The 24,390-nt window shown below is 27.8% G+C and carries 17 protein-coding genes and 1 riboswitch; all 17 genes read right to left on the bottom strand.

The genetic code is table 11. The annotated features are described in order from the left end of the window. Positions 1-902, bottom strand: a 902-nt coding sequence (gene opp4C, locus Q1K13_RS10650; protein ID WP_300350596.1) for an oligopeptide ABC transporter permease, incomplete at its 3' end; no start/stop codon positions are given. A 14-nt stretch (positions 903-916) separates the two neighbouring features. Further along, positions 917-1,882 carry an ABC transporter permease gene (locus Q1K13_RS10645; protein WP_300350594.1) on the bottom strand — a complete coding sequence of 322 codons (966 nt, stop codon included), beginning with the start codon at positions 1,880-1,882 and terminating at the stop codon, positions 917-919. 71 nt (positions 1,883-1,953) lie between these two features. After that, positions 1,954-3,687: a peptide-binding protein gene (locus Q1K13_RS10640; RefSeq protein WP_300350591.1), complete on the bottom strand. Its 1,734-nt coding sequence runs from the start codon at positions 3,685-3,687 to the stop codon at positions 1,954-1,956. Between the two features lie 824 nt (positions 3,688-4,511). Then, the gene (gene guaA, locus Q1K13_RS10635; RefSeq protein WP_300350588.1) at positions 4,512-6,041 is read right to left on the bottom strand and encodes a glutamine-hydrolyzing GMP synthase; all 1,530 of its coding nucleotides are present in this window, start codon (positions 6,039-6,041) and stop codon (positions 4,512-4,514) included. A gap of 106 nt (positions 6,042-6,147) precedes the next feature. Continuing rightward, positions 6,148-7,602 (bottom strand): IMP dehydrogenase, encoded by a 1,455-nt coding sequence (gene guaB, locus Q1K13_RS10630; protein WP_300350585.1) that lies wholly within the window; start codon positions 7,600-7,602, stop codon positions 6,148-6,150. A gap of 189 nt (positions 7,603-7,791) precedes the next feature. Further along, a riboswitch (purine riboswitch) is annotated at positions 7,792-7,889 on the bottom strand. Positions 7,890-8,314: 425 nt separating this feature from the next. Continuing rightward, a complete protein-coding gene (locus Q1K13_RS10625; protein WP_300350582.1) occupies positions 8,315-12,421 on the bottom strand; it encodes a VWA domain-containing protein in 4,107 nt (1,368 codons plus the stop codon). A gap of 23 nt (positions 12,422-12,444) precedes the next feature. Then, positions 12,445-12,990: a PilW family protein gene (locus tag Q1K13_RS10620; RefSeq protein WP_300350579.1), complete on the bottom strand. Its 546-nt coding sequence runs from the start codon at positions 12,988-12,990 to the stop codon at positions 12,445-12,447. Between the two features lie 25 nt (positions 12,991-13,015). Beyond that, positions 13,016-15,154 carry a type II secretion system protein gene (locus tag Q1K13_RS10615; RefSeq protein WP_300350576.1) on the bottom strand — a complete coding sequence of 713 codons (2,139 nt, stop codon included), beginning with the start codon at positions 15,152-15,154 and terminating at the stop codon, positions 13,016-13,018. Between the two features lie 6 nt (positions 15,155-15,160). Further along, entirely contained in the window at positions 15,161-16,045 is an 885-nt protein-coding gene (locus Q1K13_RS10610; RefSeq protein ID WP_300350574.1) for a type IV pilus modification PilV family protein, read from the bottom strand. Between the two features lie 152 nt (positions 16,046-16,197). Continuing rightward, positions 16,198-17,415: a hypothetical protein gene (locus Q1K13_RS10605; protein WP_300350571.1), complete on the bottom strand. Its 1,218-nt coding sequence runs from the start codon at positions 17,413-17,415 to the stop codon at positions 16,198-16,200. After that, the gene (locus Q1K13_RS10600; protein WP_300350568.1) at positions 17,402-17,974 is read right to left on the bottom strand and encodes a PilN domain-containing protein; all 573 of its coding nucleotides are present in this window, start codon (positions 17,972-17,974) and stop codon (positions 17,402-17,404) included. Before Q1K13_RS10600 ends, Q1K13_RS10605 begins: the two co-directional genes overlap by 14 nt. 13 nt (positions 17,975-17,987) lie before the next feature. Continuing rightward, the gene (gene pilM / locus Q1K13_RS10595; protein ID WP_300350565.1) at positions 17,988-19,142 is read right to left on the bottom strand and encodes a pilus assembly protein PilM; all 1,155 of its coding nucleotides are present in this window, start codon (positions 19,140-19,142) and stop codon (positions 17,988-17,990) included. A gap of 79 nt (positions 19,143-19,221) precedes the next feature. Continuing rightward, positions 19,222-19,701 (bottom strand): prepilin-type N-terminal cleavage/methylation domain-containing protein, encoded by a 480-nt coding sequence (locus Q1K13_RS10590; RefSeq protein WP_300350562.1) that lies wholly within the window; start codon positions 19,699-19,701, stop codon positions 19,222-19,224. Between the two features lie 117 nt (positions 19,702-19,818). After that, positions 19,819-21,027: a type II secretion system F family protein gene (locus Q1K13_RS10585; RefSeq protein WP_300350559.1), complete on the bottom strand. Its 1,209-nt coding sequence runs from the start codon at positions 21,025-21,027 to the stop codon at positions 19,819-19,821. A 26-nt stretch (positions 21,028-21,053) separates the two neighbouring features. Next, positions 21,054-22,739, bottom strand: a complete 1,686-nt coding sequence (locus Q1K13_RS10580) for a GspE/PulE family protein (RefSeq protein ID WP_300350557.1) — start codon at positions 22,737-22,739, stop codon at positions 21,054-21,056. 80 nt (positions 22,740-22,819) lie between these two features. Continuing rightward, positions 22,820-23,566, bottom strand: a complete 747-nt coding sequence (locus Q1K13_RS10575; RefSeq protein ID WP_300350554.1) for a prepilin peptidase — start codon at positions 23,564-23,566, stop codon at positions 22,820-22,822. A 270-nt stretch (positions 23,567-23,836) separates the two neighbouring features. Beyond that, on the bottom strand, positions 23,837-24,286 hold the full coding sequence (locus tag Q1K13_RS10570; RefSeq protein WP_300350552.1) for a type II secretion system protein: 450 nt from the start codon (positions 24,284-24,286) through the stop codon (positions 23,837-23,839). Between the last annotated feature and the right edge of the window lie 104 nt (positions 24,287-24,390).

The following is a 24,390-nucleotide window of genomic DNA, read 5'->3' as shown; positions in this document are numbered from 1 at the left end:
TTAGGATCTAGAGCATCTCTTAATCCATCTCCAAAAATATTTATAGATATAACAGTTAAGAATATACATATTCCTGGAGGTATCCATAACCACCATCTATTTGTTAATGTATAATAATCTTGAGCTGATTGAATCATATTACCCCAAGTTGGTGTAGGTGGTGTAACTCCAAGACCTAAGAAACTTAAAGATGACTCTGTTAATATAGCTCCACCAATCCCTAATGTGGCTGAAACTATGATTACAGCTAAGGTGTTAGGCAATAAATGTAAAAACATTTTTCTAAAATCAGAAAGACCTAATGATTCTGCAGCCTGCATAAATTCTTGTTCTCTTAAAGAAAGAACCATACCTCTAACCATACGACAAGTTCCTGTCCAACTTAAAGCTCCTATAATAAACATAACTACAAAAATTCTATATTCTGGTGGTATTTTTAAATCTGACATTATAGCAGATACCATTATTAATAATGATAAAAATGGAAAACACATAAATACATCAACAATTCTCATTATTAAACTATCTACAAATCCACCATAATATCCTGCTAATATACCTAAGGTTGTTCCTATAATTATAGAAATACCTACGGCAACTATACCTATTGAAAGTGAATATCTTCCTCCATACATAAGTCTAGCTAATACATCTCTTCCAGATCCATCAGTTCCTAACCAATGATTTGCTGATGGTGGTTGATTAGTTTTTAATAAATCTATTGTTAAATGGTCATGAGGATATAACATAGGTCCAAAAATTGATATTAAAATTAAAATTAATAATATAAATAATCCTCCTAATGCCAATTTATTCTTTCTTAATCTTTTAAAGGCTACAGTCCAAGGGCTTTCTATTTTTTCTTTTTTAATTTCAACTTTTTTATTTAATTCTGTTTGCATATAAAAAGCACCTCCTATTTAAGCCTTATTCTAGGATCTACAAAAGCATATATAATATCAGCAAGTAAGTTTCCTATTAAAACTAATATTGCTAAAGTAAGATTTATACCCATAAGCAAATAATAATCTCTATTATTAACAGCACTTAATTGAACAGGCCCTATACCTGGCCAATTAAATATTTTTTCTGTTAAAGTAGCTCCAGAAAATAATCCTGGAATTGACATTCCTAATAATGTTACAACTGGTATTAAAGCATTTCTTAAAGCATGTTTATAAATAACAACCTTTTCTTTTAATCCTTTCGCTCTGGCTGTCCTTATGTAGTCTTGTCTAACTACTTCAAGCATACTTGATCTTGTGTATCTCATCCATCCACCTACACTTCCAAGAGTTAAAACTATAAGTGGTAAAATCATATGTTTTAAAACATCCAATACATATTGCATTCCTGTATAAGAACTTCCTGGCGTAATCATCCCAGATATAGGGAATAAATTTAATTGAACGCCTAAATATTTAATTAGTATAAGTCCAAAGAAAAATGATGGCATTGATATTCCCATAAGGGCAAATACAGTAAAAAATTTATCAAAAAATGAATATTGCTTTGTTGCTGAAACTATTCCTATTGGCACTGCAATTATAAGTCCTAAAATTAAGGATGCAGCCCCTAAAATAAAAGAATTTGGTATAAAATCTCTCATTACTTCTGCAACTGGTCTTTTATAATAAAAAGACTCTCCTAAAGACCCCTCTGTTACAACACCTTTTAACCAATACATATATTGGGTTGGTTTTGATTCATCTAAATGATATTTTTCTCTTATTGCTTGTTTAGTTTCTATACTCATATTTGGATCCATATTAGCTGTCATGGCATCTCCTGGGGCCATAGCAAAGATTAAAAAAAGTACCAAGGATACCCCAAAAATAGTTGGTATTATTTGAAGTATTCTCCTAGTTATAAACTGTAACATTTTATATTCCCCCCTATTTTCAAAATTAGCCTGGATTTTTTGTCCAGGCTAATTTTTCATTTATTTAAAATTTATTCATTTCCTAATTCAAGCTTATGAACATCATAAGTCCAATCAATATAAGTTGAAGGTTTATATCCTTTAACCCTTGAACTTGATGCAAACATTTCTTGTCCATTTCCTAAAAGAATATAAGGTAAATCTTCTGAGAATTTTAATTGCCACTCTTGATATATTTTCTTTCTCTTTTCTTGATCTAATGTGGTTTTACCCTCTTTTATTAACTTATCTGCTTCTTCATTTCTCCATCCAACATTATTAAATCCTCCTGGAACGTCTTGAGAAATTGAAAATAATTCTGATGGATCAGGATCTATATTAAGAGTCCAAGCTGCATTTGATATGTCATATTCTCTCTTATCAACTTTATCAATCATTGTTCCAAATTCCATAAGTTCTGGAGTAACATTAACACCAATATCTTTCCAAGATTGTTGAACTATAGGAATTAAAGAATCAACATACTTTGAATCTGTGTAAGTTAACCATTGAAGATTTAATTCAACACCATCCTTATCCCTTATTCCATTTCCATTTGTATCTTTCCATCCAGCTTCATCAAGTAATTGCTTAGCTTTTTCTGGATCATACTCATATTTAGGAACATCTGGATTATAAGCCCATGAAGTTGGTAGAATGTGTGAATTGTAAACTTGTCCATACCCTTGATAATAAGAATCCATAAATCCTTGTCTATTTAATCCATAAACTAAAGCCTGTCTTACCTTCTTATCTTTTAATTTATCACTACCATAGTTCATACCAATATATCCATATCCATTTTGCATATATAAATCAAGATTTAAGAAACCTGCTTGTTTTAATGGTTCTATATTTTCTGGTTTAGCTCCAACTCTATCTATATCAACTGTTCCAGCCATTAATTCCTGTAACAAAGTTTGTGCATTTGTAACCTTCATTACTATATAAGGAATCTTAGGCTCTCCTTTCCAATAGTCAGGATTTTTTTCAAACTTAACTTCCTGTCCTGGTTTAAAGTGAACAAATTTATAAGGACCAGAACCTACTGGCTTTAATAATTTATCTTTAACTGATTGGAAATTTCCTTTTTTAAATCCATAGTAATTTTCTGGCATAATTCCATATACAAAATTCCATATACCTGCTGCATCAGGCTCTTTATTTGTAAATTCTATTGTATAGTCGTCAATAACTTTTATACCTTTAACAGAGTCAGCATCCCCTTTGTTATATTCTTCATATCCAACTAAATTACGAACAGCATCCATTCTTGGACCATCATATGTTGGATCACAAATAGATGTATAAGTAAATGCAACATCTTTTGCCTTTAATTCTGTTCCATCACTAAACTTAATTCCTTTATTTAATTTAAAAGTATAAGTTTTACCATCCTCTGAAACTTCATAGCTTTCTGCTAAATTTGGAGTTACCTCACCTTTTTCGTTATTTGTTATTAATCCATCAAATACTAAATTATTAACCCATGAATCAAAAAGTGTTGATGAATATATTGGAACAAATTCACCCTTTGGATCTGTAGTTCCTACTATTAAAGTATCAGTCCTATTTTTTGCAACCTCTGGAATCGCCTTAGGATTTTCTGCTTCAATTCTCTCTGCTTTAGATAAATCTTTAATAGCCCCTCCTGATTCTGAAGAATTATTATTTCCTTCATTTGTATTGTTAGCCCCACCACAGGCTACAAATAACATGGAAGTAGCTAATCCTGCGGTTAGTAACGCAACTAATTTTCTTTTCATTAAAATTGCCCCCTTTTTTAATAAAATTTATTGTTTATTTATAACACAACTTTTCAATGCCCCAAAAGAAAAATTGTTACAAACTCTAAATTACTTTCAAATTCTAACATTTAAGTTTTATTGTATATTTTACTTTATTTTTGTCTCAGTAATTATATGACTAGAAATTTGATTTATAAATAATATTTATATTATTTACTTAATAAAAACATTCTTTAATTAAGCTATTTTATTAAAACATTTATTTGTTCTTCATTGAGATACACACGTATCTCAAAGTTAATTATTTGTATTTTAAGGTGTTTTAATACAATTTGCAATATTGAAAATTTATTTTTCATTATATATTTTTTAACAAAATATAAATTTTTAAAAATTTATTCATTTTCTTTCTATATAAATATAAACCTCTAAACAAAAATTATAAGCTTAATAAAAATCAAAAGTAATTGATATTTTATTAAGTTATTTATATATTTTTTGATATATTATTAATGCTCTTATTTTTATAATTTATATCATATGAAAAATAAAATATTTAGTTACTATATTCAAAAAAAGATAGACTTTCTTGTGAATATCTATCTTTTTTATATTAAATTACTTTACATATTCATTTAGTTCACTATGAATTGAATATTTTTTTACACAAAAAATAGGCAATCAAAAGATTGCCTATTTTTCTGTAGTTAAAATTTATATATTTAATTAATTGGATTCTTATTTATATATTAAAATTTTAAAATATACTCTATTTTTAATCAATACTATAAAATTTAATTTACTCTTATTTCTATTCCAAAATTTACAATTACTTATATATCTTATTCCCACTCAATAGTTGCTGGTGGTTTTGAAGTTACATCATAGACTATTCTATTAACTCCCTTAACCTCATTAACTATTCTTCTTGAAACTTTATCTATTACTTCATATGGAATATGAGCCCAGTTTGAAGTCATTCCATCTGAAGATGTAACCGCTCTTAATCCTACTGTGTGGCAATATGTTCTCTCATCTCCCATAACTCCAACTGATTGAATGTTAGGTAATACTGCGAAGTATTGCCATATTTGACTTTCTAATCCTGCTAATGAGATTTCATCTCTAAATATAGCATCAGCTTCTCTAACAACCTCTAATTTTTCCTCAGTTACCTCTCCTAACACTCTGATTGCTAATCCTGGTCCTGGGAATGGCTGTCTCCATACTAAGTGATGAGGAATTCCTAATTCTTCTCCCACAGCTCTTACTTCATCTTTGAATAACTCTCTTAAAGGTTCTATTAATGAGAATTCCATATCTTCTGGAAGTCCTCCAACATTGTGGTGGCTCTTAATTACTGCTGAAGTATCTGTTCCACTTTCAACAACATCTGGATAAATTGTTCCTTGTACTAAGAATTTAATATCACCTAATTTGTTAGCTTCTTCTTCAAATACTCTTATAAATTCTTCTCCGATTATTTTTCTCTTAGCTTCTGGATCTGAAACTCCTTTTAATTTACCTAAGAATCTATCCTTAGCATTAACTCTTATAAGATTCATATCAAAACCTTCTTTGAAGATTTTTTCAACTTGGTCTCCCTCATCTTTTCTTAATAGACCATGATCTACAAATATACAAGTTAATTGCTTGCCTACAGCCTTATGAACCATAACAGCCGCAACTGATGAATCCACTCCACCTGATAATGCGCATATTAATTTTTGATTCCCAACTATTCTTTTTATTTCAGCAATTTTTTCTTCTGCAAAAGAAGCCATTGACCAAGAATTTTCTAATCCACATATATTGTAAAGGAAATTTTTCATCATATTTTGACCAAATGGAGTATGTTCAACTTCTGGGTGGAATTGAACACCATAAAGTTTTCTTTCTTCATTTTCCATTGCAGCCACTGGACATACATCTGTATGACCTATAATTTTAAATCCTTCTGGAGCCTCCTCAATATAGTCAGTATGACTCATCCAACAAGTTTCATCCACTTCTATTCCATTAAATAATTTTGATGAATTATCTAAAGTCACATTAGTTTTTCCATATTCTCTTACAGGAGCTGTAGAAACTTTTCCACCTAAAAGGTGAGCCATTAACTGATCTCCATAACATATTCCTAATATAGGAACATTTAAATTGAATATTTCTTTGTCTAATGAAGGAGTATTTTCTCCATAAACTGAGTTTGGTCCACCAGTGAATATTATTCCCTTTGGATTTTTTTCTTTTATTTTTTCTATGCTATAAGTATAAGGAATTATCTCACAATAAACTCCACACTCTCTAACTCTTCTCGCTATTAATTGATTATATTGTCCTCCAAAGTCGACAACTAAAACTAAATCTCTCATTTGCTTTCCTCCACAACTTAATTTTCCGCTCATCTTTTATAATACATTTCAATAAAATTTTAAAACTTAAAATTTATTATTTTAAAAATTCATTGAATTTTTCATCTTATTGATTAACACTATAGTTTGGTGCTTCCTTAGTTATATTTATATCATGTGGATGACTTTCTCTAAATCCTGCTGATGTTTGAACCATGAATGTAGCATTTTCATATAAATTTTCTAAAGTTGGTGCTCCTAAATATCCCATACCTGATTTAATTCCACCTACTAATTGATAAATTGTATCAGCTAAATGTCCTTTATATGCTATTCTTCCTTCTACTCCTTCTGGAACAAATTTCTTAGTTCCATTTTGGAAGTATCTATCACTAGATCCTTTAGACATTGCACCTAATGACCCCATTCCTCTATAAACCTTATAACTTCTTCCTTGGAATATTTCAATAGCACCTGGTGCCTCCTCACATCCTGCAAATATTGATCCCATCATGGCCGCACATGCTCCCGCAGCCAAAGCTTTAACAATATCTCCTGAATATTTTAATCCACCATCTGCAATTACTGGGATTCCTATTTTTTTCCCTTCCTCTGCACAATCCATAACAGCTGTTAATTGAGGTACTCCAACCCCTGCAACTATTCTTGTAGTACATATTGACCCAGGTCCTATACCTACTTTCACACAATCTGCCCCAACCTCTGCTAAATCTCTTACAGCCTCTGGTGTTGCTATATTTCCTGCTATTATTTGTAATTCTGGATATTTTGCTTTTATTTTTTTAACTCCTTCAATTACGCCTTTTGAATGACCATGAGCTGTGTCTAAAACTATAACATCAACCTTTGCTTTAACCACTGCATCTACTCTTTCCATCATGTCAGCAGTTATTCCAATTGAAGCCCCACATAAAAGTCTTCCTTTTTCATCTTTCGCTGCATTTGGAAAAGCTTTAGCTTTTTCGATGTCTTTTATTGTGATAAGTCCTTTTAAATTATCTTCATCATCAACTAAAGGAAGTTTTTCTATTTTATGTTGTTTTAATATTTCTAAAGCCTCTTTTAATGTAGTTCCCTCTTTACCAGTAACTAGTGGACTCTTTGTCATAACCTCTGAAACTTTCTTCTCGTAGTTTGTTTCAAAAACTATATCTCTATTAGTTATGATACCAACTAATTTTCCTTCTCTTGTTACAGGAACTCCTGATATTCTATATTGAGCCATTAAATCTAAAGCTTCTCTTACTGTGTGATCTTCTGATAAGAATATTGGATCAGTTATAACTCCATTTTCTTGTCTTTTAACTCTATCAACTTCTTTTGCCTGATCTTCTATAGTCATATTTTTGTGGATTATTCCTATTCCACCTTCTCTAGCCATAGCTATTGCCATTTTAGACTCAGTAACTGTATCCATACTAGCACTCATTAAAGGAATATTTAATTGAATTTTCTTAGTTAATTGAGTTTTTAAAGAAACCTCATTTGGTAGAACCTCTGATTTATTTGGTACTAATAATACATCATCAAATGTATATCCTGTTTTTAATATTCTTGCCATATCGATCGCCTCCACATTATATTTTCAAAGTAATTTATGTACAATTAAGTAAATTTAATGAAACTCGATTTTAAAAGGCTCGCTTCACATATTGAAAGTAAACTTGCAAATATACATTAGATACGAAATTTTATTTTCAAAAAAGCATATTAACCTCTAAGTGAAGTCAATATGCTTATAGTACACCTATAGTATATCAAATTCACTCATAGACGGAAATTTAAGGTTTCCGGTAGAAACGCCTTGCCTTATTCAAAGCTTATACGAGTTTATTTATGTTCCGTTTTGTTTAATTTTTATTAATTATAATCTATGAAATAAAGCTTGTCAACAAAATGCAAGAAATTAATTTCAAAAGTTTTATTTGCAATAATTATTTCATTTTTAATTTTAAACGAAATTTATAATTCACAAACATTCTATATTTCCACCTATTTCAATCATTCGGATTTTTAAACCAATTATATAGAATTTATTCAATATTTATTATATTTGGTACTTAATTATGGAAATATTATCAAATAAACTGTTCAATAACTATAAAACACATTATTCCAAACTTCCTAAAATAATTTATAAAAAAATAAGACCATAAAATTTTATGATCTTATTTTTATTAATTTAATAACTATTAATAAGTTGTACAACTAAAAAATCATTCTAAACATGAGTATTGTTGCAAATTTGTTTTCTTAAAAGAGCTTCTAATAAATTAAAACACATCAGGCATATCTGCATAATTAAGCATTGCAGAATAAGTTTTATCAACATTATTTTCAACCTTTGTTTTCAAAATAGCATTTCCACCTTCTTTTATATTGTTTGGAGTTAATTCTATAACTATTACTTTTTCTCCAATATCTAAACCCGAAATTTTAATTCCACTATTTAATTCATCAATCAAATTACTTTCTGTTTTATTAATATTAAACTCTTTTATGCTATTCATTAAGTTTCCTTTATTATAAACTTTAATCTTAAATCCTGAAGCTAAATTCTTTATATTTTCAGAATTGAATCCTAAGTCAATAATAGAATTAGGCGATTTAACATCTACCAATACACCAATTTTAAGAGGAATTCCATTAACAACATCAACTCCTCCACTTGCATCCTTGATATTATCAGGTGATGATGAATCTAATATACCAAATTTCTCTATTTTAGTTGGTTCATTTATACTTACACTACTTCCTTTGAAATTTTCAAGCATTGGTTTTGTTTCTTTATCCTCATATTTCAAATTAAAACCAACTGTGTTTTGCTCTTCCTTAAATACAAAATTTCCAACTGATTTAACAATTACATTAACTTTTTCATCAACACTATTTGCAACATATTGATTTCCTTTAAGATTATATACTATATCATTCATTTCATTAGTGTGAATTCTAGTACTTCCATCACTCTCTAAGTTTCCATCAATAGAATTATTATCTAAAAGAGTAAGTCCTTTTGGTATTAACCCATTTATTTTTAAATTGCTCAAAATTATTTTATTTGGAGGTTTTCTTCCATCTCTTATTACATCTGTAACATTTAATGGATTTGGATTAATTCTATAATTTACTATTGCATTGTTGTTTGCATAAATCTTATTACCACCATTTGTATCAGTAACATCTATGCTAGCATTTAATAAATCTTTAATCTCAAACTTACCGTAATTTCCTTTTATAATATCGTCTTTTACAATCTTGTCTCCAATTTTAGCATCCTTAGCTCTAGTGAAAATTTTGTAATGTAATGTATAAACTCCATTTTGCTCTGGAAGTCCAACACCTGATTTACCTTCGAAAACTTCATTTGCTACATCTCCAGGTTCATTACTTTTTGATGGATACATTGTAAATCCATCTCCATTTTCATCGCCTACCCAATTTAGTTTATTTAAACAATCATTTATGTAACTTTCCTTAATATAATATCTATAATAAGAGTTATACCAAGATCCTAGTTTTTCTTGACTAAAAATATCACTTAAACTTTCATAATCCTCTGTAGAAGTTGCCTTATTAAACTGTTGGAAAATATTTTTAATATTTTCATCATAATTATTTAACTTAAAATATCCTAACTTAAAGGAACCTCCTCCTCCCCAGTTAAAATATTCAAGTTGTATTGGATAGTATTTATCCTTATCTAAATATATCGGAGTAAAAGAACTATAAAATGCTGAACCATGCACTTTAAAATTCCCTCTTTCTTGTCCTATATACCATCTTTCATTATAATTTTCACTTAATCCAAAATTACTCTTAGATAATTCATAAGTTTTTCCATCCTTAGTTATGCTAAATCTTGAACCATCATCTGAATAAGTACCAAACAAATACCATCCTGACTCTTTTGGTTTTATGTACCCCCAATATTTATCAGCTTCTTTATATGAGAAATCGGAGTATTTATTATAATAATTTTTTATATCATCAATAGTCATATCATTATAAAATATGGTTTTATGTTTCCACATCCATTCATTAATAACTTTTATATAATAATTAATATTCTTATAATAACTAGTACCATTCCACCAAGATGAATAATTTTCATACCAGTTACCTGAATTATCATGATAAAATATACTTTTTTCATAGTTGCAACGCCAAACGCTACATTCTACACGCTTAAAATTTCCTGTATCGTTATCTAATACATTAATAGTTTTCTTTTCACCTGTATCTTTTAATTCGTAATTACTAGACCCTTTGTAATAATAATAGTATTTTTTCCCTATACTTAAAGGTTCTCCATACTGTAAAATTCTCTGCTCCTCATCTCCCTCTAATCCAGCTATCTTGTTACTTGGTAAATATCCAGTATCACCTTGTTTTGATTTAAAAACTTCATTTCTATCATTCCACTTACTTTCATCTTTTGTAGCCTCTAAATGATTAACATTATAGGCTTGATAAGTTAAACTATTAGGTTTGTCCATAATAATGTCAGAGTTCATATTATTTAATTTAAATTCTTCTGGCTTTATTTCTTGATTACTCTCTCCCTTTGTAAACCAAGTTTTAATCCAATACTCTTCATTATCATTGTCTTTAATTCCTTTAACTGAAATATTAGCATTTCCATATCCTATTAACCTATTAGGATTTTCAATAAGGTCAAAAGAATTATTTTGAGGTTTTATATTTTCACTATCATATTCTTTTCCAACATTACCTATAAAATCATTAACTTTTATTTTTACTACAACACTACTTTTAACCTTTATATTAATTTTAGGTAATTCTGTTGCTTTTCCATTGTCTAATGATTTAGATGAAACTTCACCAGTAATTATACAATCTTTATCTTCTCCACTGGTATTTTTTCCTCTTACAGTAATACTAATTTTCAAAGGTTTTCCTTTATATTCATATTCTTTTTTATCAGCATTATATGTATAACTTAAATTGTTTAATGGTAATTCATATTTACCATTTTTAACATCTTCAGGATTTATTTTTATTGGTTTACCTGCATAATTTATTGACTCTACATCTAATCCATCTGGAATATTTATTGTTAACTTTGCATCGTTAACAGAATAAGAACTTTTTATTTTTTTATTAATATCACTTAAAACTTTATCTAAAGATTTGCTTATATTATTTGAATAAACTGTATCAACACTAGTAACATCATCACTCTCTTCATTTCCTGAAAATTTTGATATTAATTTCATAGTATTTTTTCTCTCATCACTATCAACATAACCTCTCATTCTATCAAAGTATATTGGATATGTTGATATTCCAAACTCTTTCATTTTTTTCGCCATTTCTAAGGAATAAGCATACCCAATTTTAGCACCCATATAGTAACTTATAGTATTTTTTCCATCCTCATTATTTGGCATTAAATTCACTGTATATGTTGATTTAGGAGCATAAATTTTTTGAATTTCATCATAAGTTTTATAAACTCTATAATAATTATAAATTTCAGGATAATCCTCATAGATTTTATCATTCAAAACAGTTCTTATAAATCCTCTCTTTTTAAAATCTTCTTTAGAGTATTCAGAGCTATTCTTAGGAAGATAAAAATATTTATTAACATTATTAATAAAATCATTCATACTTAATTCTTCTGAATTTATATCTCCTACACCTAATTCACCTTCATCTCCATTTAGACTGGTTATATCATATAAAATTTTCTTATACCCGTACAATGTACTTAATTTATTTTCACTTATAGTACTTTCAGGCCCTTTATAAAATTTACCTGTAAAAGCATTTGGTTTACCATTAGACATAAATATAACTATTTTTTCTTTATTAGGATTATTATCATTATCAAACATAGAGATAGCCAATCTAAATGCATCTCCCACATTAGTTCCCAAGTGATTTCCCTTTTTGTTCCAATTATGTATTTCATGATTATTATATAAATTTTCTATTGCATACTCAATATCATCTTTATTTTCAGTTAATTGTTGATTTATTTCTGCTTTTTCATTATATGAAACAATTCCTATTTTAAAATTTTTATAAAAACTATTCCCTAAAAAATTATCTACAAATTTATCTGCTGAATTTTTTATATCATATTGTCTCCCATCAACTGTTTGCGAAGTATCTAATATCAAAACAACATCCTTTTCAACAGTATCCTTAAACTTAATTGGATTCGGTGTTACATTATATGTAATATCTGTTGTATCTCCATTATTTAATTCACTTAAATTATGGTCTGTACTGACTTTAAATGGATAATCATTAAATTCTCCATAAACAATCATACTTATCATGCTAACTAATAAAATTATAAGTATTATAAAAAAACTATGTTTTTTCATTTTTTTTAATTTTTCCATTTAAATTTTACCTCCATCTAAAATCAATTCTTGTTCCTAAAAGTTAATATATCACTAACTTTATAAGATTTATTATTTTTATTATCCAGTAAAATTTCAATTTTAATAGATTTAGCATTTTTAAAAGAATTTCCATTTGGCAAAGCTGTTAAGTTAATCTCCTTAACGAAATCCCCTATTTTTGTTTCTTTTTGATCATTAGTTTTCATATATAAACTTCCATCTTCAAATCTAAATTCTGTTTCTCTAGAATTATCTTCATTATTAAATGTTAACTTTAAATAACCATCTTTTGAATTTACATTATTATCCTCTAGATTAGTAGAATCTTTCTTTTTAACATTACTTACATTTAATATGTTAGATGATTCCATAGCTGTTTTAGTAAAGTAATTCATTATGGATTTTGCCTCTCTTTGAAAATCTATCTGATTACTAGTTTTATTTAAAGTCTTATAATTAGATATGAAAAATGGGCCTACTATCATTAATATTATTGATACCAATGATAGTGCAACAACTAATTCTATAAGAGAAAGTCCTCTTCTTTTTTTTCTTAAAAATTTCATTTTATCACCAACCTTCTCTCACTAATTAGTTTACTTCCCAATTTTTCCTATTAACTAGTGATTTAGTCGTATTTTCAATATTATTATCATATTTTCTCACTATTGAAGTTGATGAAGAATTCTCTTTAAACAACCCTTTAAATATATCTTGATTATCAGAAATAATGTTACTCACTATTCCATCATCATATTTCACATTAAATTTTTTACCACTTCCAACAAATATACTTCCAGTAGTTATTATAGTTCCTTCAAAATCAATATCATCATTTATATAAATATTTCTATCTGTAATTATTATTCCTTTTCCTTTACCATCTTTTATTCTCACCCATGCAGCCTTATCTCCATTAAAAGTCTCAAATTCATTTTTATTATCCCCGTCTTCTCTAGTAATATCTAGTCTTTCTCTTCCATTATCATCATTAGGATTTGAAAAATTAACATAAACTAAATTTCCATCCTCATCAAATTTAGTTATATTCTTATTAGTATTTAATATTTCATTTAATGGTTTTATCTCATTTAAAACTTTATTAAATTTATCTTTCATATCAACAACTTCTTTTGTACTATCTAACATACTAGCTGTATTCATCATTACCTTTCCATTACTAAATACAGCACCTACACTTAATGTATTTTCAGGTGAAGGTAAAATAACACCATTTTTATTTATTTCATCATGGGTATTAGCCATCTCTTTAAAATATTTAACCTTATCATCTAAAGTTAATTTACTTCCATTTCTACTATCAACAAGTTGAAGAGGATCATAATATTTAAATGTAACCCCTGAACCATCATCATAAGTATATGCAATATAATTTCCTTTAGTTGCCACAGATTCTCCTGTCTGATATTGTGTTCCTTTTGTATTTATATAAGCAGTTCCCATAATTACTGCTTTTTTATCTATTTTTATTTGTGAACCATTTCCAATATCCATAGAATTTATTATTATGGCACTTGATGATTCTCTCTTTCCTGTTTTTTCATCACTATTTGTAATATCATTTAATCCATAAAATCCATCTTCAAGCATTATGTTAGAATCTTGTCCATTTAATATCAAATCATTATGTGTATAAACTGGATATTTTGAAACTATATTTCCTCCATTAATAACCCCCTTACCAAATACCTTGCCATCTAAAGATTCTTCTTTAGATACCTGTGAATATATACCTAAATTCCCTGTATAAACACCATACTTTGAATCCTCATCCCCATCTTTTCCTACATTTAATTTAGCACTATTTTCACTTAACATTATATTTTGTTTACTAATTAAAGAACCATTATAAACATTCAATTGGCTTTCATTTCCAATATTTATACCCACTATGTAATCTTCATTATCATTTGGATTTTTAGGAGCATAGGCTTTAAATCTATCATCTTTCCCTAAATTTGCTGCTGCAATAATTCCACCATCAACGTTCATAATTGAATGTTGATTTGTTAAATTTATATTTTCACCAACAATAAGTCCCTTTGTCATAACATTATAAATTGGAACTGTTTCTTTATAAGTAACTCCACTAAAATCAGGCACCTTTATGTCAAAAGTTAAACTTACATTTCTATAACTTTTATTTTTGACCTTAAATTTTGATTGAAATCTTAAACTTAATATTTCTCCCTTATCCTTAACCTCTTTAAAATCCATATTTCCATCAATATAAGTATCAGTTTTTTCTTCTGATGTAAGTTTATGTCCATTTAAATCAATTAGTGAAATAGTATAATTATCTGCTTTTTCTGTTTTTAACAAATCATTATTAAAAACAATATTATCATCTCTTTCATCAAAGGATTTTATAAGCTCACTTTTTACATATTCCTTGTATTTTGGTTTAAAAATTTCATTTCCCTTTTCTTTAATTTGTTCATTTGTTAAATTTACTAAACTAAGGTTATTCATTACAGAATCATTCCCTATTTTAACAGCTTTCTTTGTAATATTTTCAATATATGCCTCGACCTCATCTAACCCAGACTCAGACATATACAGATTTTCTGTTCTCTTTGTTTCTAAAATAGTTGTTTTATAATTAACTAAAGAAAGTGATACTATGGCTGTTCCTATTACAGATACTATAGCTAGTACAACAATTACATAAGCCAATGTTGCCCCTCTTTTTTTATTAGAAAACCTCATATATTATCACTCCTTTATAACTTTAGTTGAATTAATTTCATATATAAGTTTATTATTTTTTGATATTTTAAGGTGTATATCAAACAAGCTACTTCCTGACTTATTTGATGAACCTTCATACATATTATTATAAATTCTAACCATTCCAATACTTGTATTATCAGTTATAGTATTAAAATTCATATTACTTCCAAGTTTTTTATAACAATAAACACTTAAAATGCTATTAGGATTTAAATTTTTCAAATTCACCTTTATTTCCTTGGCTTTTCCTTCGCCTTTATAAATTATTTTAATATTACAATTTTTATCTTGTGGATCATCAAATATAACATTTCTTCCATTTATATTTACACTTCCACCATCTTCTTCACAAATATTAATATTAGCCTCTTTTGAAAAATCTATATTATCAGAAAATTTATATGTACCACTTTTTCCATTAGAACTTCCATCTACTTCTATGGAATTATCATCTATATAAACATAATAATCAAAATTTTTATTATCCTTATTTTCATCTTTATTTACATAAGCCTCATTAGGAGTTATATTCCCCTCAATATGAAATCCTGACTTTTCTCCACTTATGTTATAACCATTAAACTTTTTATTTTTCAAAACCTCATTAACCTTAATGCCCTCATCATTACTTAAATCCAAAGTACTACTAAGATTATCTATATCCTTACTATCAACAGCCTTTATCTGTTCAACAATGCTTTGTGCAATATCCATTGCTTTTTGTTTTTCAGCACTATTACTAGTATTTTTAATGGCAGTTATAGTAAAGCTACCTAAGGGTATCATTATCATAGTAAAAAGAACTAAGCTTATAATAGCTTCTATTACTGTAAATCCTTTTTTAGTTTTTCGTTTTTTGATACCCATAGCTTCACACACCTTTTTCTTTTAGTTTATTATATAATCCTATTTTCTAACTTTCTAAATTTATTTCTAATTAAAAATCAAAAGCATTTTTCATGCAATTAAATTTTTAATTTTATAATTCATTTGCTTACTAATCAATTCATAAGTTTAAATTAATTGTTTATTACCTTAACTTTACCTTCTGTTGTTACCTTAACTCTTGGATTTTTTTCATCATCTTTATTTATTACAAAATTAACTTCTTTATCTGAGCTATTTACTATTTTTATATTAGCACCAGATTTATCATCATTATTCAATCTTTTTTCTGAGAATACTTCAAAGTTTATATCATTACCATTTGGTTTAAACTCAGTACCTTCACCATCTTTGAAATTTGTTGGATAAACTCTATTTCCAACTTTATATTTGTAATAGTACTTTCCATTCTTTCCTGAAACGTACATCTCTACATTAGTAACTGAATTTTCATCCTTCATTAAGTAACTTTCTTTACTCTTATCCTGAGCCTTACCTAAAACTATTGTTGGTAAATCTGAATTTATTGGTCTTACTGTCATTAAAAAATCATTTTTAACCTTCTCATTAGATAGTTCGCTTTCTATTGTTCCAGAACCAACTTCACTTATTCCTGAGAATGGATTTTTCTTTCCATACTTATCATCAGCTGTTGTAAATGGTTCTTTTGATGCGTCTATTTTAGGAATAGCTACAAGTTGAATATTCATACTTGCTGTTACATTCCCATCAGTCTGAGCACCTAAATTTAAATTAAGTATATTTATATGTTTTGGACTGTTTTCAATTGCTTTCATGAAATTCATAACATTATTATATGTACCATTAACACTTAAAGAAACCATCATCTGAGTTAAATTGTAAATCTCCTCATTATCAGGTTTTACCTTCTTCTTCTTTTTATCATCAACTATATTATTATAATCATTAACAATTCCTTGAATTTGATTTTTGGAAGTTTCATCTTCCCCATTATTATTGGATGAATCACTTTGTTTCTGAATAACTGGCATTGTTTTTATTGGTGAGAAACTCATTGTTCCTTTAACATTATTATTAGTCATAAGATTATTTAAATCTAATATAACATTAGGCTGAGCTATATTAGCATAAAATCCTGAAGTTACAGATTGAATCTCAGAGTTATATACATTTATATCATCTTTATTAGGCTCTATAGATTTAATCATTTTAATATTTTCTTCATATTCATTCTTAATATCTTGTCTTTTTGATTCTAAAGATTTTATATTATTATATTGATAATCCCAAACAACCTTATAATATCCAAACCCACTTAAACCAAAGGCTAAGGCAAATAATAAAGTCTTTTCTCTACTACTTATTTTCATTTTGACCTTCTACCTCCTTTAAAGTACAAGAGATTGAGAATGAATAATCTCCCTTACTATTTCTCTCTCCAATTCCACTTATATATGCATCACTAACAAAGCCTAAATTCTTTATATTATATTCAAGATCACTTATTGCACTTCTTGTTTTTGATAAAGCTTGGATTGTTAAACTCTTATTATCTATACTTATTTGAGTAAATACAACATCCTTAGGAACAGTACTATTTATAATTTTAATTCTTTGAGTATTTACATAATCATTGCTATAAATCTGATTTGATGCTTCATTAACATTATTATAATAATTTTCTAATGTATCATGCTCCTTCTTAACTTTTTTAGCCACCGCTAAATTTTCTTGCATCTTAGGAGAATCAATCTCTCCTTTATAATAGGCTATATCATCTTTTATTAAATGCTCCTTAATAACATTTACAGAAAAATTAACCACAAATATAAAAATAACTAATCCAACTAAACTTACACCTATGTATTTTCTCTTAGAATCACTTTTTCTTTCCTGAGCTATATGGGAGAAAAAGTTAAAATCTCTCATTATCATCACCAACCTAAAGTCTTATTAAAGATCCAATAGCATTTATATATTCTGAAATCTTCACTTCATCTACACCTTTTTTAAATTCAATATTGCTATTTTCTCCAATTTTCTTTACTCTTAAATCTAACTTAAGTCCAACATATCTTTCAAGTCCTTTTAAATTTGAACTTCCTCCACTAAGATATATTTTATCAATTTTTACCCCTTTATTTTTGTTTTGATAATATTTTATTACCCTGTTTACTTCATCAAACCAACTATCAACAACTTCTTTTATGCAATGTTCTAGTGGCCCCTCTTCTCTACTTATTAAATTACAACTTTCAATTTTTTCAGTATGAACCCTCTCTAAAGGAATTTGTAAGGTCTTAGAAACGTACTCATCTAAATATTTCCCACCTGAATTTATTGTTTTCATAAGAACTAAATTACCTTTATCAATGACAGTTAAACAAACATGATTAGCCCCTAAATCTACACTTACAATAGTTTCATTATTCTCTGGATTCATAACATAAAAGGCTTTTCTCTTTGAATTATAATTAAGATCTAAGGCATATGGCTTTCCACCAATACTCTTAACAAGCTCTGCATATGAGAATATCATTTTATTTGGATAAACCACAATAAGAACTTCTAACTTGTCTTTGCCATCAAACACAACATCTCTTAAAACATTGTATTGAACCATATATTCTTCCAAATTAATAGGCAAATATTGTTGAATCTCATACTTAATAACAGGCTCAAGTTCACTTTCCTCTACCTTAGGAACAAGAATTGTTCTATTTATAATAGCTGTACTATTTGTTGTAAATATAATATTATCATTTTTAATCTTATGCTCAGAAATCGCCTTATCTAATGAATCACTTAAAACTTCCATATCCTTAATATTTCCATCTTCAATACAAGCCTTAGGTGTCTCAATCTCAAAAGCTTTTTCTATAACAACCTTATTTTTAATATACCTACCTAAAACAAACTTAACATTTTCACTTCCAATATCAATAGCCAAGGCTTTCTTAGAAACAACTCTTTTCTCTTTCTTATTTCTACTCTTCTTATCTTGCTTTTTATCCTTCTTTTTCATCTTAAAAGCCTTAAGCATATCACCAATATCCATTTGTAATATACTCTTTTTTTCTTTATTATCTATTCCCAAATCTTTCCCTCCTTCTCCTTAATAGTTTAAAAGTGTAAGGAAATTATTCCTTACACTTTTTCATCAAAATATAAACAACTTATTTTGCAGCTGCTGTTCCATCTGTATTGTTTAAATTATAAGCTCCATCTTTATCTGTTGTTGGATATACTGGTGTTTTTCCAATATTAACTTCTATTTCTGGCTTACTTGTAGTTGAATCTGCTTTTATAGTAACATTAAAAGTCTCATCTTTAACTGATTTAGGAGTTGGTATTGTTTGTAAATTACTAGTTAATACATTAGCATCATTTCCGGCTGGTGTTATTTTACCATCAGCCCCTAAAGTTAATGTAACTCCTTCTTTTGTTGGTATTATTTTACTTTCTGCTATCGCTGTTGATGTTGCATCATAAATAGTTTTTGCACTAGCTACATCTGCCTTTACTTTTGCTTTTCTTTGAATTGATAAGAAGTTTGGTATAGCTATTGCTGCTAATATTGCTATGATAGCTATAACTATAATAAGCTCAATTAGCGTAAAACCTTTTTTCTTTTTGTTTTGTTTTTTTGTATTCATTGGTTTTCCTCCTTGAATTTTGTATGTGATTTATATTAAAAGTTAAAACTTTTAGTATACTATTTTTATTTTTAAAAATTCTCTAATTAATTTTTGTTTTTCTCTATAACAAAAGATTTATCCTATGCTATTATACATTTTAAACATAGGTGTTAATATTGAAACTAGTAAGAATCCTATTATAACTCCCATAACAACTATCATTAATGGTTCTATTAAGGCTGTTACTGTGTTTATTTCTCTTTCTAGTTCATCATCATAAAAGTCTGCTGTTTTTTCTAGTATGCTATCTAAGGAACCTGATTCCTCTCCAACTTTAACCATGGAGGCAAGCATTGGTGGAAAAATTTTTATTTTCATTATTGAATCTCCCAAGCTTTCTCCTCTAACAACCTTATCTTTTACACCTATTAGTTCCTTCTCTGCTATTTTATTTCCTACAACAGTGGCAACTATTTCTAAGGATGTTACCAAGGACATCCCACTTGCTGAAACTATTCCCATTGTTCTTGTAAATCTTGAAACTATTATTTTTTGAGTTAACTTTTTTATTATAGGAACTTTTAAGTTTATTACGCTTAATTTATATTGTCCCTCTTCACTTTTAAGATATTTTCCAAGTAATACAATTCCAACTACTAAAATCAAGAACACTATTATTCCATACTTACCTAAAATCTTACTTGTTGCAAGCACAATTTTAGTTGACATTGGAAGTTCAACATTGTTTTCTGCAAACATCTGTATGAATGTTGGCATTACAAAGGTAAGAATAAAGGTAATAGCAATAATTGCAACTACTCCAAGTACTATAGGATAAATCATAGCACTTTTAATCTTTCCTCTTATCTTTGTTTCTTTCTCATAATAATCAGCCATTCTAACTAGAATTTTATCTAAATTACCACTTCTTTCACCAGCGTCAATCATACTAGTAAGTAAGTTTGGAAAAACATCTTTTCTTTTTTTCATAGCTTCTGCAAGGGTTTCCCCTCTTTTTACATCTCCATTTACTCCAACCAAGGCTTCTTTAATCTTTGGATTTTCACCTTGATCTATTAATATATTTAAAGCTCTACCAACAGATAGACCAGAATCTAACATAACATAAAATTGTCTACAAAATACTGCTATATCTTTTAATTTCACCTTATGACTAAAAGAAAGCCCTTTTCTTTTTCCTTTACTATTATCCTTTTCTATACTTAAAGGATAATATTGATTTGATAAAAGCATCTCTTTAACTTGGCTTTCAGAATCAGCAGTTTGAGTTCCCTCGATTCTTTGCCCTTCTGAATTAATAGCTTTATATTTAAAATTTGCCATAATCCATCTCCTTCTCTTTAACCAAATTACATATCATAAGTTAAATTCAACATTTCTTCAACTGTAGTCTTACCTTCTAAAACTACTTTTCTACAAGCTTGTCTAAGTGTGTTCATTCCATGTTTTATAGCTATTTCTTGAAGAATATCTCCACTAACACTTTTTAATATAGCATCTCTATGTTCTCTAGTAACTTCCATAATTTCATAGACACCTATTCTTCCTGAATATCCAGTATTATTACAATAAACACAACCTTTACCCTTACGTAAAACAATATGTTCATTTTCATCAATATTTAATATTCTTTTCTCATATGAATTAGCCTCATATTCTTCACCACATTTTGGACAAACTTTTCTAACAAGTCTTTGAGCAATAACACCTTTCACTGCATTGGCAATTAGATATCGTTGAACTCCCATATCCTCTAATCTAAGAATACTTGATGGTGCATCATTAGTATGTAGAGTAGATAAAACTAAGTGTCCTGTGATTGCAGACCTTATAGCTATTTGAGCCGTTTCAGTATCTCTGATCTCCCCAATCATTATAATATCAGGGTCCTGTCTTAGTATAGATCTTAGTCCAGCAGCAAAGGTTAAACCAACCTTAGTATTAACATTAACTTGATTAACTCCTTCAATTGCACATTCAACTGGGTCCTCTACTGTGATAATATTTTTATTATCTGTATTAAGCTCATTTAATAAAGCATAAAGTGTGGTACTCTTACCACTCCCTGTAGGTCCAGTAACAAGTATTATTCCATTAGAATGTTTTGACATTTTATCAACTACTTCAATCTCTTCTTTATTCAATCCAAGACTTTCTTTAGATATTATAAAATTATCCTTGTTAGTTATTCTAATAACTATTTTCTCCCCAGTAATCATAGGAAGAATAGATACCCTTAAATCTATTTGTTTATCTCCAACCTTTGTAAGAATCCTACCATCTTGAGGTAGTCTTTTTTCTGATATATCAAGGTTTGCAAGAATTTTAACACGAGTAACTAAAGGAGCTAATGTATCAACAGGCAATGTTGATATTGTCTGAAGTTTACCATCTATTCTATATCTAATTCTTAATATATTTTCATAAGTTTCAATATGAATATCACTTGCTCTTTCCTCTACTGCATTTTTAATAACATATTCTATCATTTTTACAATAGGGGCATTATCTAAGTTATCAATCTCTTCAATTTTATCTAAATCAAGCTCATTATCATCTGATTCTTTAGATAATTGCTCTGCAACTGAAAGGACCTTTTGGTTTGAATAATATATATCTATTGCCCTTTGAATAGATTGTTTTAATGCTATATAAGGCTTAACCTTTAATCCAGTAGAAATTTCAACATCATCAATAGCTACTATATCTAAAGGGTCAGCCATTGCAACTTTTATAATATTCTCATCAATTTCATATGGAAATATAGTATGTTTTCTACAAACATTCTCAGAAATCATCTGTATAGCTCTTCTATCTATAGTTATAATTTCTAAATTAACTCTTTTAAGATTTAATTGTTTCTCTAAAACTTCTATTATATCTTCTTCATTAACAAAGTTTCTTTCAATTAATATCTCTCCAAGCCTCTTTCCAACTTCTTTTTGAATAACCAAAGCTTCCTTAAGTTTTTCTTCTGTTAATTTCCCTGATTCTATTAGGATATCTCCTAAACGCTTCTTCTGATAACCTATCAAAAGAAATTCCCCCTTTGTTCATACCTATATTTTGTATATATTCCTATATTTTCTTATTTTTCTATGATAAGTATATATATTTAAAATCCAAAATACATAGGTACAAGAATATTCCCTAAAAATATTAATATTATAGTTGATATTCCTATAGCTGGTCCAAAAGCAATATAATCACCTTTTTTCTTTTTCTTAAGAAATATTGCACATACTGCTAATATTCCACCAATTATAAATGATAGGAATATATTAAGAATTGCTAATTTCCATCCTAAAAAAATCCCTGCTATAGCATGTATTTCAACATCACCATCTCCCATTGCTCCTCCAGTAAGCTTGCTTACTAAGAATATAGCTCCACTAGATATTAAAAAACCTAATATATAATTACCTATACTTTCACCAAAATAGAAATTTCCAATTAACGAAAAAATAACACCTAATACTATAGCCGGATAAGTTGTAACCGAGTAAACATCTTGGGTGTCGTAATCAATTAGTGAAATAACTATTAAGAAAGTTATTAAAATAATATATTTAATTGAAAGAAATGATAAACCATAATATTCATAAACTAAAAAGTATAAAAAACCTGTAAGTAATTCCACAAGTGGATATCTAATTGATATTTTGCTTTTGCAATATCTACACTTTCCACCTAAAAATACCCAACTTAAAACAGGCACTAAATCTATTGGGTTTAGATTCTTTTTACATGATCCACAATGTGATGGTGGATATACTATTGATTCACCTTTTGGAATTCTAAATATACAAACATTTAAAAAACTTCCAATTATTGTTCCAAAAAACAAAAATAATATAGACACGAATGCCTCCTATTTTACACTTAAAATTATTTATTAACTTTTATAATTTATTATAAACAAAATACATTTTATTGTAAATAAATTTATTGAATGTTTTTATTTATTTATAAACTTAAATTTCTTTACAATACTCCTTTTTACTATATAATCCTTACGCTTTCTTAAGAATCTGAAAGGCTTCTATTAATAATCTATTTTTATAATAAAAGCCTTTTTATTTAATATCAAACTATTTTAAATTAACATAATATAATGTTTTTATAATAAATACTATCTCCCTGTTTTAACCTCTGAAACCCTGCCATTATTTACGGTTACTGTATACTGTCCATTGCCATTATGAGGTTTTTTTAAATCATATAAAATATTAGCTAATTCATCCTTAGCGTTTTTTTCCACTATATTATTTGTTGAATTTATATGTGATGCATTTAGATTTCCATCACTAGGAGGATCTATTGTTATTACGCCATTTGATTTTATTGAATCATCTGATAATAACATTTCAACTGCCCTCTGAATTGTAATACAGTTCTGCTTATCAATTTTAGAGGTTGCATTATCCTTAACCCCTTTAAAATTTGGAGCTACAACCGTTATCATCAAAGCCATTATTGCTAAAACAACAGTTAATTCAATTAAAGTAAATCCTTTTTTCTTATGTCTTTCTATTTTTTTCTTACCTTTGTTAATACATAAATTTCTTGATTTGAAAGTCAAATTGACCCCTCCTAAAGCTTTATTAGTAATATTAAAAATTCTTCATTACTACTTAGTAGGATTATTGACTTCATATCCATTTTTATACATAAAAAGAGAGATTC

Origin of the sequence: Clostridium sp., from assembly GCF_029267215.1 — a bacterium.
Taxonomy (GTDB): Bacteria; Bacillota; Clostridia; order Clostridiales; family Clostridiaceae; genus Sarcina.
This window is presented reverse-complemented; position numbering and strand designations above follow the sequence as displayed.

Bases quoted from the DNA above. Each gene is read 5' to 3' on its own strand.
- Q1K13_RS10645 (WP_300350594.1), bottom strand. From the start codon at position 1,882: ATGTTACAGTTTATAACTAGGAGAATACTTCAAATAATACCAACTATT.
- Q1K13_RS10640 (WP_300350591.1), bottom strand. From the start codon at position 3,687: ATGAAAAGAAAATTAGTTGCGTTACTAACCGCAGGATTAGCTACTTCC.
- guaA (WP_300350588.1), bottom strand. From the start codon at position 6,041: ATGAGAGATTTAGTTTTAGTTGTCGACTTTGGAGGACAATATAATCAA.
- guaB (WP_300350585.1), bottom strand. From the start codon at position 7,602: ATGGCAAGAATATTAAAAACAGGATATACATTTGATGATGTATTATTA.
- Q1K13_RS10625 (WP_300350582.1), bottom strand. From the start codon at position 12,421: ATGGAAAAATTAAAAAAAATGAAAAAACATAGTTTTTTTATAATACTT.
- Q1K13_RS10620 (WP_300350579.1), bottom strand. From the start codon at position 12,990: ATGAAATTTTTAAGAAAAAAAAGAAGAGGACTTTCTCTTATAGAATTA.
- Q1K13_RS10615 (WP_300350576.1), bottom strand. From the start codon at position 15,154: ATGAGGTTTTCTAATAAAAAAAGAGGGGCAACATTGGCTTATGTAATT.
- Q1K13_RS10610 (WP_300350574.1), bottom strand. From the start codon at position 16,045: ATGGGTATCAAAAAACGAAAAACTAAAAAAGGATTTACAGTAATAGAA.
- Q1K13_RS10605 (WP_300350571.1), bottom strand. From the start codon at position 17,415: ATGAAAATAAGTAGTAGAGAAAAGACTTTATTATTTGCCTTAGCCTTT.
- Q1K13_RS10600 (WP_300350568.1), bottom strand. From the start codon at position 17,974: ATGAGAGATTTTAACTTTTTCTCCCATATAGCTCAGGAAAGAAAAAGT.
- Q1K13_RS10590 (WP_300350562.1), bottom strand. From the start codon at position 19,701: ATGAATACAAAAAAACAAAACAAAAAGAAAAAAGGTTTTACGCTAATT.
- Q1K13_RS10585 (WP_300350559.1), bottom strand. From the start codon at position 21,027: ATGGCAAATTTTAAATATAAAGCTATTAATTCAGAAGGGCAAAGAATC.